The sequence below is a fragment of the Stappia sediminis genome, from assembly GCF_009826895.1.
GTDB lineage: Bacteria > Pseudomonadota > Alphaproteobacteria > Rhizobiales > Stappiaceae > Hongsoonwoonella > Hongsoonwoonella sediminis.
On the sequence record NZ_WUMV01000006.1, the window covers coordinates 111773 to 128887 of the forward strand.

The window sequence follows — 17115 nt, forward strand, 5'->3', positions numbered from 1 at the left end:
ACCAAGTCCTATTAAAGGTCTTTTAAAAAATTGGCCATCCATACGTTTCATTCGCGTGGGTCGTATGGATGGCCTTTTATTTTTTGCTGCGTAATCAATCAAGGCGTTTCTTCATCACACTCGAACAAACAACTTGTGATCTCTGTGGTGGACTCGAAACCGCCGGCTTCCCTTCAACATTTCCGGCACTATTTCAAGACAGCTTTTGTCAATTCGCTCTGGCGAGCTTATGAACGGTCCAGTCTATGCTTCGCATCAGGGATCCAGCGAATTGAATTCCATACCACCGATCGATCTTGCCGATCTCAGGGTGTTGGTGGCCTTGGCCGATTTTCGTCATTTCGCCAAAGCAGCAGATGCCTGCAACCTGTCCCAGCCCGCTCTTTCCGCACGCATCCGAAAAATGGAGCATGCCCTGAAAACACCGCTCGTGGAGCGAAGCAGGCGCTTCGAAGGATTCACGGCTGCCGGCGAGCGAGTGCTCGCGCGCGCCAGGCAGCTTCTGAACGATGTCGACGGACTGGTGCAGGATGCCAAATCCGGCGAGACGCTGAGCGGGCTCCTTCGTATCGGCGTTATTCCGACCGCAACGCCGCTCGCCGGCCGGCTTGCCTCCTCGCTTTCCACCGTTCACCCGAACATTCGCCTGCGCGCATCCAGCCTGTCTTCGCGCGCGATCGAACAGGGGCTGAAGGAATTCGCGCTCGATGCCGGCATTACCTATCTCAACACCGAGCCCAATCCTGACATGAAGACACTCCCTCTCGCGAGAGAGCGATACTGTCTTGTCGGCACGGCCCAGCTTCCGGGGAACGGCACGATACCCTTGGACTGGAAAGACCTTGCGGGTGTCCCCCTCGCGCTCATGACGCCGGACATGCAGAACAGGCGCATTCTCAATCGCGCGTTTGCAGCCGCAGGCGTCGAGCCGAACGTCGGCTTCGAAGCCAACAGTTTCCTCGCGATCGTGAGCCGGGCAAGCGCAGGCGATGTCGCGGCGATCCTTCCCCGGACGATGGCCGACATGGTCTGCATGGACGGACTGGCGCGGCGCGATCTCGCGGAGCTTGCCGCACCGCCGGTTATCGGCCTGATCGCGGCACGGCGCGTACCGCTTTTGCCCCTCGTCGCGGCACTCTGGTCTCACGCTGCCGCCTGCATCGCCGAATCCGACCTTGCGTCTGATAACCCGACATGATCGAGTGATCGGCAAATACGATTTGCCATTTGGTTACTTAAAGATTTTTTTGGCTTCCGGCCAATTCGGGAGGATCGAAGGCAATGCTTGGAGGCAGCCGGGCGGACATCATAAAGAAGTCGTCGCGTCCGAAGGGACGGCAATTGAGCGAGGACGCGGTCGAGGACGTGCGCGACCTCCTCGGCGATGAGCCGCTCCGACGCGATCTGTTGATCGAATATTTGCACCGCATTCAGGACCGTCACGGCCAATTAAGCGCGGCTCACCTTAAGGCGCTCGCGATGGAAATGCGCCTTTCGGAGGCGGAGGTCTTCGAAGTGGCAAGCTTCTATCATCACTTCGATATAGTGAAGGATGACGAGCAAGCGCCGGCTCCCGTAACGGTGAGGGTATGCGACTCGCTTTCCTGCGAACTGGCAGGTGCCGACGAGCTTGTCGCAGCACTGGAGGCCGGCTGCGACCCGGCCAACGTGCGCATCGTGCGCGCGCCGTGCCAGGGGCGCTGCGCGGAAGCGCCGTCAGCTTGCGTCGGCCAGCGCGAGGTCGGCTATGCGACCGCCGATGCCATCGGCCAGATCATTGAAGACAACGCGACCGGCGCGGTCGTTCCCGGCTACATCGACCTTGAACAATACCGCGCTGAGGGCGGCTATTCGCTTTACGGGGCCTGCCTGAAAGGCGAGCGTACGCCGGAAGAGCTTATCGATATGCTGTCTGACGCCGGGCTGCGCGGGCTGGGAGGAGCAGGCTTTCCCGCCGGCAAAAAGTGGCAGATCGTTCGTTCCTTCGACGGGCCGCGCCTGATGACCGTGAACGGTGACGAGGGCGAACCAGGCACATTCAAGGATCGCTACTATCTTGAGCGCGATCCGCACCGAACGCTCGAAGGAGCGCTTATCGCCGCATGGGCGGTGGAGGCGGAGCGCATCTATATCTACATGCGCGACGAATATCAGGGCGTCCTGGAAATCCTGAGGCGCGAGGTCGAGGCGCTCACCGAAGCCGGGCTTTGCGATCTCTGCCCGATCGAGATTCGCCGCGGCGCTGGCGCCTATATCTGTGGCGAGGAAAGCGCCATGATCGAATCGATCGAAGGCAAGCGCGGCCTGCCCCGCCATCGTCCGCCGTACATTGCAGAGGTTGGCCTGTTCGGCCGTCCGACGCTCAATCACAATGTTGAAACGCTCCACTGGATAAGGACGATCGCGGAAAAAGGGCCCGGCTGGTTCGCGGATCAGGGCAAGGAAGGTCACAAGGGCCTGCGCTCTTTTTCCGTTTCGGGCCGGGTTGCCGAACCGGGCGTGAAAATCGTTCCCGCCGGCACGTCGGTCGATGAACTGATCGAGGCTTGCGGCGGCATGGCGGAAGGCCATGAATTCCGTGCGTTCCTGCCCGGCGGCGCATCCGGAGGCATCTTTCCGGCATCCATGGGCGATCTGCCGCTCGACTTCGGAACTTTCGAACCGCACGGCGGCTTCGTTGGCTCCCACGCGGTGGTGATCCTTTCCGACAAGGACGATCTCAAGAAGGCCGCGCTCAATCTGTTGCGTTTCTTCAAGCACGAAAGCTGCGGTCAATGTACGCCCTGCCGCGCCGGCACTGAGAAAATGGTCGCCATGCTCGAGGCGGACAATTGGGACGACGGCCTTCTCGCCGACCTGGAGCAGGTCATGCGCGATGCCTCGATCTGCGGACTTGGCCAGGCCGCGTCGAACCCAGTTCGTTCGGTTCTCAAGATAATGCAGAAGGAAGCAGGCCGATGAGCGACAAGATCCGCTTTACGCTCGATGGCCGCGAGGTCGAGGCGAACCCCGGCGAAAGCATCTGGGAAGTCGCCAAGCGCGAGGGAATCGCGATTCCCCATCTCTGCCACAAGGACGCGCCGGGCTACCGCTCCGACGGCAATTGCCGCGCCTGTATGGTGGAGATCGCGGGTGAACGCGTTCTTGCCGCCTCCTGCCAGAGGAAAGCTGCCGAAGGCCTGAACGTCACCACGGCGAGCGAACGTGCTTCGAAGGCGCGCGAGATGGTGTTCGAACTTCTGATCGCCGACATGCCACAGAAGGATACCGCGCCGGATCCTGAAGCCGACTTCTGGAAATGGTCCGACCGCGTAGGCGTTGCCGGTTCTCGCTATTCGAGCCGATTTGGCGAGGCTGATACTGCCGGGTCCGACCGCGAACATGGCCTGATCCTGCGTGAAACGCGGATCGACGCGAGCCATCCGGCGATCGCCGTCAATCTCGACGCCTGTATCGCCTGCGGACTTTGCGAGCGCGCCTGCCGCGAGGTTCAGGTCAATGACGTCATTGGCATGGGCTTCCGGGGCGGGGAAACGCGCCCGATATTCGATCTTTCCGACCCGATGGGCGCTTCGACCTGCGTTGCCTGCGGGGAATGCGTTCAGGCCTGTCCGACGGGAGCGCTCTTCGAAAAAAGTCTGATGGACAATGATGCGCGAAAGCGCGCGATCTACCCCGACAAGGTGGTGGATACACTCTGCCCGTTCTGCGGCGTCGGTTGCCAGACGCGCGTCTATGTCAAGGATGACGAGATCGTTCAGGTGGATGGGCGCAACGGTCCGGCGAACGAAAACCGGCTTTGCGTAAAGGGCCGCTTCGGTTTCGACTACGTGCGCCATCCCCAACGGCTGACAAAGCCGCTGATCCGCCGTGACGATGCGCCAAAGGACGGCGCAATGATGCTGAACCCGGCAAACCCGTGGGAGGTATTTCGCGAGGCAAGCTGGGAAGAAGCGCTGGATCATGCCGCCCTCGGCCTGTCGAAAACGATCAATAGTCGCGGCGGGAGCGCCCTTGCCGGCTTTGGCTCGGCAAAGGGTTCCAACGAAGAAGCCTATCTTTTCCAGAAACTCGTGCGCCAGGGTTTCGGCACCAACAATGTCGACCACTGCACGCGGCTATGCCATGCCTCGTCCGTCGCCGCCCTGATGGAAGGGGTGGGATCCGGCGCTGTTTCCGCACCGTTCAACGCGGCGGATGAAGCCGACTGCATGATCGTCATCGGCGCAAGACCCGCGCAGAACCATCCCGTTGCCGCAACCTATTTCAAGCAGGCCGCCAAGCGTGGCGCGACCCTGATCGTCATGGATCCGCGCGGCCAGAACCTGATGCGTCATGCGAAATACGGCCTTCAATTCAAGCCGGGCACCGATGTCGCGATGCTCAACGCGATGATCCACACGATCATCGAGGAAAATCTCTACGACGAGCAATACATCCAGGCGAATGTGGAGGGTTTCGAGGCGCTGAAGGAGAAGGTCAAGGATTTCTCCCCCGAAGCCATGGCCGCCGTCTGCGGCATCGAAGCGGATACGTTGCGCTCCGTCGCCCGGGAATATGCGACAAGCCCGCGGTCCATCATCTTCTGGGGAATGGGCGTTTCGCAGCATGTCCACGGAACGGACAATGCCCGCTGCCTGATCGCGCTTGCGCTGATCACCGGACAGGTGGGGCGTCCCGGAACGGGCCTTCACCCCTTGCGCGGGCAGAACAACGTGCAAGGCGCGTCCGATGCGGGGCTCATTCCCATGGTCTTTCCGGACTACAAGTCCGTGGAAGATGCTGATATCCGGGCGAAATACGAGGATGCCTGGGGCCGGACGCTCGATCCGGCACGAGGTCTGACCGTCGTTGAAATCATGGATGCGATCCATGAAGGCAAGATCAGCGCCATGTATATCATGGGCGAAAACCCCGCCATGTCCGATCCCGACCAGATTCACGCCCGCGAGGCCTTGGCCAAGCTCGATCATCTGGTCGTGCAGGATATCTTCCTCACGGAAACCGCCTGGCATGCCGATGTGGTGCTGCCGGCTTCCGCCCATGCGGAAAAGACAGGCACCTTCACGAATACGAATCGACAGGTGCAACTTGGCCGTCCGGCGCTCGACCTTCCGGGCGAAGCGCGCCAGGACTGGGAACTGATCGTGGAGATCGCCAGGCGGATCGGGCTTGACTGGAACTATGCCGATGTCGGCGAAGTCTACACCGAGATGGCGTCGATGATGCCCTCGCTCGACCATATCTCCTGGGAGCGGCTGCTCAGGGAAGAATGCGTCACCTATCCGGCGACCTCGGACGACGGTCCAGGGACGGAAATCCTGTTTGCACGGGGCTTCCCGACAAAATCAGGCAAGGGAAAGATCGTTCCGGCCGACCTGCTCCCGCCGGACGAAGTCCCCGATGACACATATCCGCTGGTATTGACCACGGGACGCTTGCTCGAACATTGGCACACCGGCGCGATGACACGGCGCTCCGCAATGCTGTCGGCGATAGAGCCGGAAGCGATTGCCGTCATGAACCCGCACGAAATCCGCAAGCAGGATTTGCGGGCGGGCGAACCTGTCACGGTCACCACACGGCGCGGCTCGATCACCGCTCTCCTGCGCGAAGACCGGGAGGTCGCGGACGGGATGGTGTTCGTTCCCTTCTGCTTCGTTGAAGCGCCGGCCAACCGATTGACAAACCCGCAGCTTGACCCCTTCGGCAAGATACCGGAATTCAAATTTTGCGCGGTTCGCGTCGATCAGTTGAAGGCGGAAGCGGCGGAATAGTCTATAAGCGACCGTAGTCAGTTTAGCCCGTGACCGGGCGGGATCACTCCGGCCGGTCACGGTTTCGATGCTCAATCAAGCGTGAATGAGATCTTCGCATTGATGCGATAGGTCTTGATCTGGTTGGCGTCGACGGACGCTTCGAAATTCTTGATGTAGATCGATTTGATGCCGCGTACCGTTTTCGCCGCATCCGAAACCGCGTTTTGCGCGGCGTCTTCCCAGCTCTTGTTGGATTCGGCAAGAACTTCGATCACCTTCAGCATGGACATGGCGCTCTCCTTTCGAGTGTCCCCCGGCCCTGCTCTGCGACTTTACCTTCGTCATCCAGTTCCAAACGCTGATCGTAACTGTGCAAGGTTCTGTTCGGCAACAGCGCGCCGTGACAGATCTCAAAATCCGCTTCGGCGCAACTGCGCCAAGGAGCACAAATCCACTCGCTAAAATTTCGTCACGCGACGGCTCTAATAAGTTAAATCTAATGGCAACCAGATCGAATTCAGCGGAAAAATGATGCAATCGCCACGAACTAGCGGAAAATCCGGCTTTGCAAAGATCTTGTTTTTTTCATTGCTTGTAGGGTTTCTTGCGTCCTTTTCATTGCCGGGCGTCGCGCACGCCCAACTCCTGCCCACCCAGTCATCCAGCGAACAAGAGCAGGATGTGAGTGACGGCGAGGTCATGCAGCAATTCATTGACGTGCTGCGGGACGACCAGAAACGTCAGGTCCTGATAGAGAGCCTGGAAGCCGCGACCAGCGGAGATACGGCAAAGGACGCCGGGCCAACAAAGATCGAGGAAGTGCCGCTGACGTTCGGCCGGAAGATCGCCGACTATACCCAGCAAGCCTCCGAAACCGCGCTCGCACAGGCACATTCCTTCTGGCAGCACCTGAAGGGCGCACCGGCAGCGCTTTCCGCGCTCGACAGCGACCAGATCGGCGTGATCCTCGATGCGCTGAAAGACCTTGCCCTTGTCATCATCACGACCTACGCGATCTTCATCGCCCTCAGGACTTTGGCAAAGCGCATTTACCAGTCGATCGGCCGGGTAGCCTCGTCCTACGATGCTTTGAAGACACTCGCGCTCGCGCTGGGATCGACTGTCATAGACATTGGCGTCGTCATCCTTGCCTGGGCGGGCGGTTATCTGATCACGCTTCTGTTTTTCGGCGAATTCGGCTCGATCGGCATCCGACAGACGCTCTACCTGAATGCGTTCCTGATCGTCGAACTCATCAAGGTTGCACTTCGCTTCGTGCTGTCGCCGACGACCGGCGACCTTCGCCTCATTCCCGTCGGCGATGCGGCCGCAAGAACCATGACGCGTGGATTTACCGCCATCATCTCCATTCTCGGTTACGGGCAACTGCTCGTCGTGCCGATCTTCAACCAGAATGTCTCCTTCGCGGCCGGGCGTGCCGTCTCGGTGCTGCTTGCGCTCGCCGCAATAAGTGTCGCGGCAACGATGACCCTTCGTTTCCGCCGCGAGGTAACCGCTTGGCTCATCGAGAAATCCGAAGGCATGGTGCGAAGCGGTTTCCTGCGCGCGCTCGCCAGGCGCTGGCATTGGGGGGCACTCGCCTATCTTGCGTTTCTGGCCGCGATCGTGCTCGCCCAACCGGGCGGCGTGTTGATCCCGGTGCTATACGCCAGCTTTCAGGTGCTTGCGGGCTTCATCGTAGGCTTTGCCCTTTCGGGCTGGATAGCCGGAACAGTCAGCCGCGGCATAGAGCTTCCGCAATCGCTTAACGAGCGCCTGCCGCTCCTCGAGCGCCGGCTGAACACTTTCATCCCCCAGGCGCTGACCGTACTGAGGTTCATGATCCTGATCGGCGTCACCGTGTTCGCCCTTCACACCATCGGCCTTATCGATGCGACCGGCTGGCTGCAATCCCAGATCGGCGTGCGTGCGACCTCCGCGCTTGTTACCGTGGCGATGATCCTGATCGTGGCTTTTGCCGTCTGGCTGGCGTTGTCCTCCTGGGTGGACTACCGCACCAATCCGGAGTTCGGCACTGTACCGTCGGCACGGGAACAGACGCTTCTCACGTTGCTCAAGAACGCGGCGACAATCGCCATTATCGTGATGACGCTGATGTTCGCCCTTTCGGAGATCGGCATCAACATCGCGCCCCTCATCGCTTCGGCCGGCGTTCTCGGCCTTGCGATCGGTTTCGGTGCGCAGAAACTGGTGCAGGACATCATCACCGGTGTTTTCATCCAGCTCGACAACGCAATCAACGTGGGCGACGTCATAACCGTCGGCGGCATGACCGGCACCGTGGAGAAGCTTTCGGTCCGTGCGGTTGGCCTGCGAGACGTGCATGGCTCCTATCACATCATTCCCTTCTCCTCGGTGGATATGGTGACGAACTTCATGCGAGATTATGCCTACCATGTCTGCGACATGGGGGTTGCCTACCGCGAGGACCACGACGAGGCGCGTCAGGCGATGTTCGACGCTTTCGAAATATTGCGCGACGACCGGGAATATTCTCACGAAGTGCTGGGCGACATGGAATGGTTCGGTGTGCAGGCCCTTGGTGACAGCGCCGTCGTCCTTCGGTCGCGCATAAAGACGCGGCCTGGCAAGCAATGGGCGATCGGCCGCGCCTACAACGGGATCCTGAAGAAGGTTTTCGACGAACGCGGTATCGAGATCCCCTTCCCGCATCAGACGATCTATTTTGGCGAGGACAAAAAGGGCAAGGCTCCGCCGGCGCACATTCGCTTTTCCGAAGAAAACGCCGAGGCAAGATTACCGGAAAAGGAAGGAAGCGCGTCCGGCACAATCAAGGAACCCCGCGTGGAGGATGCATCGCCCGCGGAAGAGGATGCGCATCAATAGCGATAAGGCGCTCCGCCTGTTTTTTGGGCATATCGAGCCAAAATTATGCAAATCGCACGTACAGGTGCTGCAGATCCCCGCGCCTGCATCGGGAATTCGGAACGGATAGCTTGAACTCGCAGCGGTAGCTTGGAACCGGCAAGAAATTTGCTCAACATGCCCCGGGTTGAGGATAATAAGCGGGAACACCGCGACAGATCGGGGAGCGCATGCAGCAAGCGGCCATCAAAATCGCCGGAGAACAGGCACCTGAAGAACGGGACACGGCAGCGACGGCCGTGCCCGCGCTTCAGCGCGCTTTTGGCGAGGCGCGCATCTCCTTTAAGAAGCGGGGGGAACGAAGCGCTCTTGGGGAGCTTTATCAGGCGGGCTGCTGCAAGGTGCGCCTGCCGCGCATCGGTAACGCCGGGCCTGAGGCCGTTCTCATCAACACGTCCGGTGGCCTGACCGATGGCGACAGGTATTCCGTGGACGCGAGCTGGCAAACATCCTCTCACGCGACGATCACGACACAGGCATGCGAACGGATCTACCGCGCCCGGCAAGGAAATGCGGAAGTCGTCAACACCTTGCGCGTCGCGGATCAAGCCATCGCGCACTGGCTCCCCCAGGAGACGATCCTGTTCGACGGTGGCCGGCTGACACGCCAAGCAACCGTCCATCTGCAAGGTTCCGCCCGTTTCCTGGGGCTCGAGGCGTTTATCCTCGGACGGCCCGCCATGGGCGAGAGGGTACGTTCCGGGCGCTTCAGCGACAGCTGGCGAATTGAACGCGATGGCGAGCTTTTGTTTATCGACCGTATTTCCCTTTGCGGAGATATCGAGGCAAAGCTCGACCGGCCGGGGTGCGGAAACGGAGCCCGCGCCTTCGCGACGCTTCTTTACGCAGGGCCGGACAGCGAAGCGAAATGCGCGTTGCTGCGCGATATCCATCCCGGTTCGAGCATTACATTCGGCTGCACAGATCTTGATGGCGTCGTCCTTGCCCGCTTCCTGGCGCCGGACGGACAGTCTCTGCGGTCGGCGCTCAGGCCTGTGTTGGAGAAGCTGCGTGGCGGCGAAGGCTTGCCGCGCGTCTGGATGACATGAATAGATTGAAGGAAAGAGGCGAACGATGAACCTCACCCCCCGGGAAAAGGACAAGCTTCTGGTCAGCATGGCCGCCATGGTCGCCCGCCGCAGGCTGGAGCGGGGCGTCAAGCTGAACCATCCCGAAGCCATCGCGCTTATTACCGATTTCGTGGTGGAAGGCGCGCGCGATGGACGTTCCGTCGCCGACCTCATGGCCGATGGCGCGAAGGTCATTACCCGTGCTCAGGTGATGGAAGGCGTTGCGGAAATGATCCACGACGTTCAGGTCGAGGCGACCTTTCCCGATGGCACGAAGCTCGTCACCGTCCACGAGCCGATCAGATAGGAGCGTGTCATGATCCCCGGCGAAATCATCACGGCAAGCGGCGAAATCGAGCTTAACGCAGGCCAGCCGACCGTAACCCTGTCGGTCGCCAACACCGGCGACCGTCCGGTTCAGGTCGGCAGCCACTACCATTTTTACGAGACCAATCCGGCACTCGATTTCGACCGCGAGAAGGCGCGCGGCATGCGCCTCGACATCGCCGCCGGCACCGCCGTCCGCTTCGAGCCCGGCCAGACGCGCGACGTCACGCTGGTTCCGGTCGCCGGAGCGCGCACCATCTACGGCTTCAACGCCAGGGTCATGGGGGAACTCGACTGATGCCGGCACGCATTTCCCGCGACACTTATGCCGCAATGTATGGCCCGACCGTCGGCGACAAGGTTCGACTTGCCGATACGGAACTTTTCATCGAGGTTGAAAAAGACCTGACAACCTACGGCGAGGAAGTGAAATTCGGCGGCGGCAAGGTCATTCGTGACGGCATGGGCCAGAGCCAGCTTTCGCGCTCGGATGGCGCTGTCGACACGGTGATTACCAACGCGCTGATCGTCGATCACACCGGCATCTACAAGGCCGACGTCGGCCTCAAGAACGGACGCATCGCCGGTATCGGCAAGGCAGGCAACCCCGACACGCAGCCGGGGGTGGACATCATCGTCGGCCCAGGCACGGAGGCCATAGCCGGCGAAGGCAAGATCCTGACCGCCGGCGGGTTCGATGCGCATATCCACTTCATTTGCCCGCAGCAGATCGACGAGGCGCTTTATTCCGGCGTCACCACGATGCTTGGCGGCGGAACGGGCCCCGCGACCGGCACCAACGCGACCACCTGCACTCCCGGCCCCTGGCATATCTCGCGCATGCTGGAGGCTGCCGAAGCTTTCCCGATGAACCTTGCCTTTGCCGGCAAGGGCAATGCATCGCTGCCCGATGGCCTTCTGGAGCAGGTCAGGGCCGGTGCCTGCGCGCTCAAGCTGCACGAGGACTGGGGCACGACGCCGGCGGCCATCGACAATTGCCTTTCCGTTGCCGACGATACCGGCGTTCAGGTGATGATCCACACCGACACGCTGAACGAGTCCGGCTTTGTCGAAAACACCGTCGCCGCCTTCAGGAACCGGACGATCCACGCCTTTCATACCGAAGGAGCGGGCGGCGGCCATGCGCCAGACATCATCAAGGTCTGCGGCGAGGCGAACGTTCTTCCCTCCTCCACCAATCCGACGCGGCCCTATACCGTAAACACGGTCGACGAACATCTCGACATGCTGATGGTCTGCCACCATCTCGACCCGTCGATCCCGGAAGATATCGCCTTTGCCGAAAGCCGCATCCGCAAGGAAACGATCGCGGCGGAGGATATCCTGCACGACATCGGCGCCTTTTCGATCATCGCGTCGGACAGCCAGGCGATGGGCCGCGTTGGCGAGGTGCTGATCCGTACATGGCAGACGGCGGACAAGATGAAGCGGCAGCGTGGGCCTCTGCCGGATGAAACCGGCGACAACGACAATTTCCGCGTCCGCCGCTACATCGCCAAATACACGATCAACCCTGCCATTGCCCACGGTATGTCGGCGCACATCGGCTCCGTCGAAACCGGCAAGCTCGCAGATCTGGTTTTATGGTCGCCGGCCTTCTTCGGCGTAAAGCCCGATCTCGTCCTCAAGATGGGCTCTATCGCCGCCGCACCGATGGGCGATCCGAACGCGTCGATCCCCACGCCTCAGCCCGTTCACTACCGGCCGATGTTCGCAAGCTTCGGCAAGATGCTCACGCGCAGCCGTGTCAGCTTCGTCTCGCAAGCGGCTGTCGAGGCGGGCATCGCCGAAAAGCTCGGCCTTGAGAGCGAGGTTCTGGCCGTGGACAACACGCGATCGGTGACGAAACGCGACATGGTGTTGAACGACAGCCTGCCGAAGATCGAAGTCGATCCGGAAACATATGAAGTGCGCGCGGACGGCGAATTGCTTACTTGCGAGCCGGCAGCCGTCCTGCCTATGGCGCAGAGATATTTTCTGTTTTAAGGACCGTGAAGTGCCAATTGATATTCAAATTGCCAATGCATCATTCAACCGTTGGGAGGATGTATATCGCCTCCTTATGGAAAACTTTGCCTATATGGCAGAACGCATCGACCCACCCTCTTCCCTCCTCGCGATGAGCGTGGAAGACATTGCCGCGAAGGCCCGTGACGAAAAGCTTCTGCTGGCGATGGATGGACCTCAAGTCGTCGGCTGCGCATTTCTGCGTTTCGATCCAGCGTCAGCCTACATTGGCAAGGTCGCGGTAGATGCCTCCAGGCGCGGCCGGGGTATCACGCGCCGGTTGTTTGCTCTTGCAGAGAAACTGGCGCGCGAACGTGGCCTTGACGCGATCGAACTGCAGACCCGCATCGAGTTGACCGAAAACCACGCGGCGTTCGCGAAACTGGGCTTCGATATCGTGGGCGAGACGGCGCATGAAGGTTTCGATCGACCGACAAGCATAACCATGCGTCGCTCCCTTGCGGCGGAGACCACGGCATGATCCGCGCGACAGCCATCATCAGCCATGTTCATCAAACCGATGACACGATTACGCTCGATGAACATGCCCGATTTCGCCGCCGCATCGCAATGACATCCGACAATGGCATCGAATTCCTGCTCGATCTACCGGAGGCGACGCTGCTTCGTCATGGCGACGGTTTGAAGCTCGATGACGGACGCATCATCGAGGTACGCGCCGTTCCCGAGCCGCTTCTGGAGGTGCGCGGTTCATCTCCCTTGCACCTCCTGCAGCTTGCCTGGCACCTCGGCAACCGGCACCTGGAAGCGCAGATCGAGGAAAACCGCATCCTGATCCGCCGCGACCATGTGATCGCCGACATGCTTGAAAAGCTTGGCGCGACAACGGCGGAAGTCGTCGAACCGTTCGACCCGGAAGGCGGTGCCTATGCCGGCGGTCATGGTCACGGCCACTCCCATCACCACGGGCACGGCCATGACCACTGACGCCGCTCTCTACCGCCTGCTCACCTGGCTCTCGCCGTCCTATCCCGTCGGCGCCTTCGCCTACAGCCAGGGGCTGGAAAGCGCGATTGCCGACGGTGGCGTACGGAACGCGGACGCCGTCAGGTGCTGGCTTCTCGACGGACTGGAGTTCGGCGCGCTCTGGAGCGACGCAGTGATCTTCGCCCGCAGCCATGAAGCATCGATAGCCGGCGACCGGGATGCGCTTCTCGAGATCAACACCTTCGCCCGCGCCTTTCAGCCAACGCGCGAGTTGCGCCTCGAAACGCTCGCCCAGGGCCGCGCCTTTATGGAAGTCACCTCGAAGGCATGGAACTGCGAGCTTTTGGCCTTTCTTTCCGGATTGAAGCGGGAAATCGCCTATCCGGTCGCCGTGGCAAGTGCCGCCGCCGGGCACTGGGTGGCTTGCGAAGCAGCACTCGACGCGTGGCTTCATGCTGCCGTTTCCACTCTCGTCTCGGCGGCGATCCGCCTCGTGCCGCTTGGCCAGACGGAAGGGCAATGCATTATCGCCGCGCTTGAGGCCGAGCTGCACAAAACCAGGAACCGCGCAGTCGATACACCGCTCGATATGCTCTCAACGGCTTGTCTTTCCATGGAAATCGCATCAATGAACCACGAAACGCAGGATACGAGGCTCTTCCGCTCATGACTTCGCAGCATGGCCCCCTTCGCGTCGGCATCGGCGGCCCGGTCGGCTCCGGCAAGACCACCCTCACCCAGCGCCTTTGCGAGGCGATGCGCGGCCGGTTCTCGCTCGGCGTCGTCACCAACGACATCTACACCCGAGAAGACGCCCTTTACCTTGCCCGCCATCAGGCGCTTTCGGAAGACCGTATCATCGGCGTGGAAACCGGCGGCTGCCCACATACCGCGATCCGCGAGGATGCTTCCATCAACCTGGCCGCAATCGCCGATCTCACCCGCCGCCACCCCGATCTCGACATGGTCTTCATCGAATCCGGGGGCGACAATCTCGCTGCGACTTTCTCCCCGGAACTGGCGGACCTGTCGATTTACGTGATCAGCGTCTGTCAGGGCGAGGATATTCCGCGAAAAGGGGGGCCGGGCATCACAAGGTCCGATCTTCTCATCATCAACAAGGCGGATCTTGCGCCTCATGTCGGCGTCGATCTTGAGGCGATGGCGCAGGACGCCGAAGCATCCCGCAAAGGCGGGCAATTCATCTTCACCGACCTGAAGCGCGGCGAACGCGTCGGTGAGATAATCGACTTCATCGTCCGGCACGGTGGCCTCGTCGCGCATGAACCGGCGAATTGATGGCACCGCACCGATTTTCCTTCACCAGTAGCCCTGCCCTCACCGCGCGGGCTATCGTCGCCGCAGGATTCTGATGCGCGACGATTCGGGGACGGGTGATGGCGAAAAGGTTGAGGGTAGCGGTTCTATTCGGCGGACGCTCGCATGAGCACGAGGTATCGCTCCTTTCGGCCCGCAATGTTGTCGCAAGCCTTGATCCTTCGAAATACGAGGTCGTGCCGATCGCGGTAACCCGTTCCGGTCGCTGGATTCCGGTGGGTTTCGACGCCCGGAAATTTCCCGAAAAATCCCCCGAAGACGGCGACGAAATGTGCCTGCTTCCCGGTGGAAACGGAAGGACCCTTCTGGTTCCTCGCGGTGGAACGCCAAGCGAGGTGCCGCCGATCGATATCCTTTTCCCGGTCCTGCATGGCCTTCATGGTGAGGACGGTACGATACAAGGTGCTGCGGAAGTCGCCGGCGTTCCCCTCGCCGGTTGCGGTCTTGCGGGTTCGGCATGCGCGATCGACAAGGATATCGCCAAGCGACTCTTGCGCGAGGCGGGATTGCCGGTGGCAAGGTCGGTTACGATCCGATCCGGCGAGAAACCGTCGTTCGAAGAGATTGCCGGAGCACTCGGGACGCCCGTGTTTCTTAAGCCCGCGCGGCAGGGCTCATCCGTCGGCGTTGCCAAGGCAAGCACGGCGGAAGAGTTCAAAAACGCACTGGCGGAGGCATTCCGTTGCGACAGAAAAGTACTTGCAGAAGAGTTCGTCCAGGGCCGGGAGATCGAATTCGGCGTTCTCGAAAAGCCCGACGGGTCTGTCCTTGTCTCGCTTCCTGGCGAGATCGCTCCCGCCGATACGCATCGTTTCTACACCTACGAGGCAAAATACGTTGATGCAAAAGGCGCAATCCTGAATGCGCCGGCCGATCTTCCAGGTGAAGTGACAGAAAGGCTCCAGTCTGCCGCACTCTCGGCCTTCACGGCTCTTGAGTGCGACGGCATGGCCCGTGTCGATTTCTTCGTGCGGCCGGATATGAGCTTCGTCGTCAACGAGGTCAACACGATCCCGGGCTTTACCGACATCAGCATGTACGCAAGGGCCTTCGCCGCGAGCGGGGTTTCCTATCCGGAAATCCTCGATCACCTGATCGAATTCGGCCTTGCGCGGGCGGAAAAAACTATAGTTGTCCCTCGACCGGCAGAACCCCGATGAAGCCCGTCAACGCACGTTGCCCGAAGCTGGTATTCGGGTCATTGGTAAACTGCGCGACTTGTCCATCTATCTCCGTCGTCCAGACGATATTTCCGTCTTCATCCAGTTCGAGCCGATAGCTGTTTCCCGGTGTAACGCCTTCGTTCATGAAGGCCGTCAGTTGCCGCGCCAGTTTGGGACTTTCCACATAAAGCCCGATTTCGGTATTCAGGTTGGCCGATCGCGGATCGAGATTGAAACTTCCTATGAAAACAGACTCTCCGTCGAAAACGGTAGCCTTCGTATGCAGCGCCGCTTTCGACTCGCCTGACAGCAACGTCTGCTGAACCTTTGCAGAATCAGCCCGCACCTCAAAAAGCTCCACCCCCGCCTGAAGAAGTGGCTTTCGGTATTTCGAATAGCCGGCATGAACCGCGACAACATCATTCGAACTAAGCGAGTTGGTGAGAATGCGAACCTTCACGCCGCGTTCGCTCAATTGCGCCAATGCTTCCGTCCCGCGCTCCCGGGGGACGAAATAGGCGTTCTCCATAAGAAGTTCCTTGTCGACCGTCTGAAGCTTTCCAGCCAGGGCCTTTATGATCTTGCCGTGCTCCTCGCGCGCGGCGAAATCGGCTGGATCATCCCAGACCACATATGTCGGCGCCCATACAAAACGCTTCGCTATATCACCGATGCTTCGCCGCCATACCGCAGATTCTTCGTTGACAGGATGAGGATATCCTTCCGTATCGATGGTCTCGGCCAACGTTTGCCGGGCGGTTTTCAGATCTTCCTCGCTGAAGGGACGATCGACCAGAGCAGCGATCGGGATCGACCATTCGCTATTCCAGAAATAATCGAAAACCGCGGATGCATCGCGAACGACCGGACCGGCGGCGGCAATATCCAGATCCCTGTAATTCGCCTCTTCCGAAACGTCGAAATAATGATCGCCGATATTCCGCCCGCCGAGCAAAGCCAGCGCATTGTCGGCAATCATCAACTTGTTATGCATGCGATGATTGAGGCGCTCGAAATCGCCAAGGAATTCGAACGCCCTGACGCCGCGATTGGCAAACGGATTGAACAAACGGATCTCGATATTCGGGTGGGCGTCCAGCGCCGCCACGGCGTCGTCGCGGCCGTAGGCGCTGATATCGTCGACCAGCAGGCGCACGCGAACGCCGCGATCCGCGCTATCGAGAAGCTCCTGCGCCAGCAGACGCCCGCTCTGATCCGCATCCCAGATGTAATATTGAAGATCCAGGCTGCGCTCAGCCAGTTCGGACATCGCGACCCTTGCGGTGAAGGCGTTCCGCCCCGCGATCACAAGGGTCGTGCCTGACTTTCCGGGGTTGTTCCGTTCCTCTGCCCGGAAAAGCCGCCCCAGATACGTTTCGCCATAGGAAGAAAAAGCCGACGTCTCCGTTCGCGGATAATCGAAATTGCTCGTTGCACAGGCAGCGAGGAACACCGTCAAGGAGCAAATGCCGGCTACGGCGGCGAGTAAGGTTTTGCGCATGGCCCGGATCTGTGAAGTGTCTAGATCAAGACACCTTACTTTCGAAAAACCAAAGCCGCAAAAACTCTATGAGC

15 protein-coding genes are annotated in these 17115 nt (G+C 60.3%); 13 read left to right on the forward strand and 2 right to left on the reverse strand.

Annotated elements, in window-relative coordinates; translation table 11 throughout:
* The first annotated feature begins 271 nt into the window (after positions 1-271).
* The 3 genes from GR183_RS12815 to fdhF all read left to right on the forward strand — a co-directional run bounded on the left by GR183_RS12815 (position 272) and on the right by fdhF (position 5777).
* Positions 272-1198 carry a LysR family transcriptional regulator gene (locus tag GR183_RS12815; protein WP_160776043.1) on the forward strand — a complete coding sequence of 309 codons (927 nt, stop codon included), beginning with the start codon at positions 272-274 and terminating at the stop codon, positions 1196-1198.
* 83 nt (positions 1199-1281) lie between these two features.
* The gene (locus tag GR183_RS12820; RefSeq protein WP_160776044.1) at positions 1282-2961 is read left to right on the forward strand and encodes an NAD(P)H-dependent oxidoreductase subunit E; all 1680 of its coding nucleotides are present in this window, start codon (positions 1282-1284) and stop codon (positions 2959-2961) included.
* Positions 2958-5777 carry a formate dehydrogenase subunit alpha gene (fdhF, locus tag GR183_RS12825; RefSeq protein WP_160776045.1) on the forward strand — a complete coding sequence of 940 codons (2820 nt, stop codon included), beginning with the start codon at positions 2958-2960 and terminating at the stop codon, positions 5775-5777. Before GR183_RS12820 ends, fdhF begins: the two co-directional genes overlap by 4 nt.
* Before the next feature lie 71 nt (positions 5778-5848).
* Here fdhF and GR183_RS12830 read toward each other — a convergent pair whose 3' ends face one another.
* Complete coding sequence (locus GR183_RS12830; RefSeq protein ID WP_160776046.1) at positions 5849-6049, reverse strand: dodecin family protein; 201 nt, start codon at positions 6047-6049, stop codon at positions 5849-5851.
* Between the two features lie 409 nt (positions 6050-6458).
* Between GR183_RS12830 and GR183_RS12835 the strand changes: the two genes are divergently transcribed.
* The 10 genes from GR183_RS12835 (at position 6459) to GR183_RS12880 (ending at position 15537) form a co-directional block, all read left to right on the forward strand.
* A complete protein-coding gene (locus tag GR183_RS12835; protein WP_208999849.1) occupies positions 6459-8627 on the forward strand; it encodes a mechanosensitive ion channel domain-containing protein in 2169 nt (722 codons plus the stop codon).
* A gap of 209 nt (positions 8628-8836) precedes the next feature.
* Positions 8837-9715: an urease accessory protein UreD gene (locus GR183_RS12840; RefSeq protein WP_160776048.1), complete on the forward strand. Its 879-nt coding sequence runs from the start codon at positions 8837-8839 to the stop codon at positions 9713-9715.
* Positions 9716-9740: 25 nt separating this feature from the next.
* Entirely contained in the window at positions 9741-10043 is a 303-nt protein-coding gene (locus tag GR183_RS12845) for an urease subunit gamma (RefSeq protein WP_160776049.1), read from the forward strand.
* A 9-nt stretch (positions 10044-10052) separates the two neighbouring features.
* Positions 10053-10361 carry an urease subunit beta gene (locus GR183_RS12850; protein WP_160776050.1) on the forward strand — a complete coding sequence of 103 codons (309 nt, stop codon included), beginning with the start codon at positions 10053-10055 and terminating at the stop codon, positions 10359-10361.
* Entirely contained in the window at positions 10361-12070 is a 1710-nt protein-coding gene (ureC, locus tag GR183_RS12855) for an urease subunit alpha (RefSeq protein ID WP_160776051.1), read from the forward strand. Before GR183_RS12850 ends, ureC begins: the two co-directional genes overlap by 1 nt.
* A gap of 10 nt (positions 12071-12080) precedes the next feature.
* Entirely contained in the window at positions 12081-12572 is a 492-nt protein-coding gene (locus GR183_RS12860; protein WP_312846827.1) for a GNAT family N-acetyltransferase, read from the forward strand.
* Entirely contained in the window at positions 12569-13039 is a 471-nt protein-coding gene (locus GR183_RS12865) for an urease accessory protein UreE (protein WP_160776053.1), read from the forward strand. The genes GR183_RS12860 and GR183_RS12865 overlap by 4 nt, the downstream gene beginning before the upstream one ends.
* Positions 13029-13709 (forward strand): urease accessory protein UreF, encoded by a 681-nt coding sequence (locus GR183_RS12870; RefSeq protein ID WP_202396079.1) that lies wholly within the window; start codon positions 13029-13031, stop codon positions 13707-13709. The genes GR183_RS12865 and GR183_RS12870 overlap by 11 nt, the downstream gene beginning before the upstream one ends.
* Positions 13706-14338, forward strand: a complete 633-nt coding sequence (ureG, locus tag GR183_RS12875; RefSeq protein ID WP_160776054.1) for an urease accessory protein UreG — start codon at positions 13706-13708, stop codon at positions 14336-14338. Before GR183_RS12870 ends, ureG begins: the two co-directional genes overlap by 4 nt.
* A 98-nt stretch (positions 14339-14436) precedes the next feature.
* Positions 14437-15537, forward strand: a complete 1101-nt coding sequence (locus tag GR183_RS12880) for a D-alanine--D-alanine ligase family protein (RefSeq protein ID WP_160776055.1) — start codon at positions 14437-14439, stop codon at positions 15535-15537.
* Here GR183_RS12880 and GR183_RS12885 read toward each other — a convergent pair.
* Complete coding sequence (locus GR183_RS12885) at positions 15503-17041, reverse strand: phospholipase D family protein (protein ID WP_160776056.1); 1539 nt, start codon at positions 17039-17041, stop codon at positions 15503-15505. The two genes, GR183_RS12880 and GR183_RS12885, sit on opposite strands and share 35 nt — an antisense overlap.
* Between the last annotated feature and the right edge of the window lie 74 nt (positions 17042-17115).

Bases quoted from the DNA above. Each gene is read 5' to 3' on its own strand.
- GR183_RS12820 (WP_160776044.1), top strand. From the start codon at position 1,282: ATGCTTGGAGGCAGCCGGGCGGACATCATAAAGAAGTCGTCGCGTCCG.
- fdhF (WP_160776045.1), top strand. From the start codon at position 2,958: ATGAGCGACAAGATCCGCTTTACGCTCGATGGCCGCGAGGTCGAGGCG.
- GR183_RS12830 (WP_160776046.1), bottom strand. From the start codon at position 6,049: ATGTCCATGCTGAAGGTGATCGAAGTTCTTGCCGAATCCAACAAGAGC.
- GR183_RS12835 (WP_208999849.1), top strand. From the start codon at position 6,459: ATGCAGCAATTCATTGACGTGCTGCGGGACGACCAGAAACGTCAGGTC.
- GR183_RS12840 (WP_160776048.1), top strand. From the start codon at position 8,837: ATGCAGCAAGCGGCCATCAAAATCGCCGGAGAACAGGCACCTGAAGAA.
- GR183_RS12845 (WP_160776049.1), top strand. From the start codon at position 9,741: ATGAACCTCACCCCCCGGGAAAAGGACAAGCTTCTGGTCAGCATGGCC.
- GR183_RS12850 (WP_160776050.1), top strand. From the start codon at position 10,053: ATGATCCCCGGCGAAATCATCACGGCAAGCGGCGAAATCGAGCTTAAC.
- ureC (WP_160776051.1), top strand. From the start codon at position 10,361: ATGCCGGCACGCATTTCCCGCGACACTTATGCCGCAATGTATGGCCCG.
- GR183_RS12865 (WP_160776053.1), top strand. From the start codon at position 12,569: ATGATCCGCGCGACAGCCATCATCAGCCATGTTCATCAAACCGATGAC.
- GR183_RS12870 (WP_202396079.1), top strand. From the start codon at position 13,029: ATGACCACTGACGCCGCTCTCTACCGCCTGCTCACCTGGCTCTCGCCG.
- ureG (WP_160776054.1), top strand. From the start codon at position 13,706: ATGACTTCGCAGCATGGCCCCCTTCGCGTCGGCATCGGCGGCCCGGTC.
- GR183_RS12880 (WP_160776055.1), top strand. From the start codon at position 14,437: ATGGCGAAAAGGTTGAGGGTAGCGGTTCTATTCGGCGGACGCTCGCAT.
- GR183_RS12885 (WP_160776056.1), bottom strand. From the start codon at position 17,041: ATGCGCAAAACCTTACTCGCCGCCGTAGCCGGCATTTGCTCCTTGACG.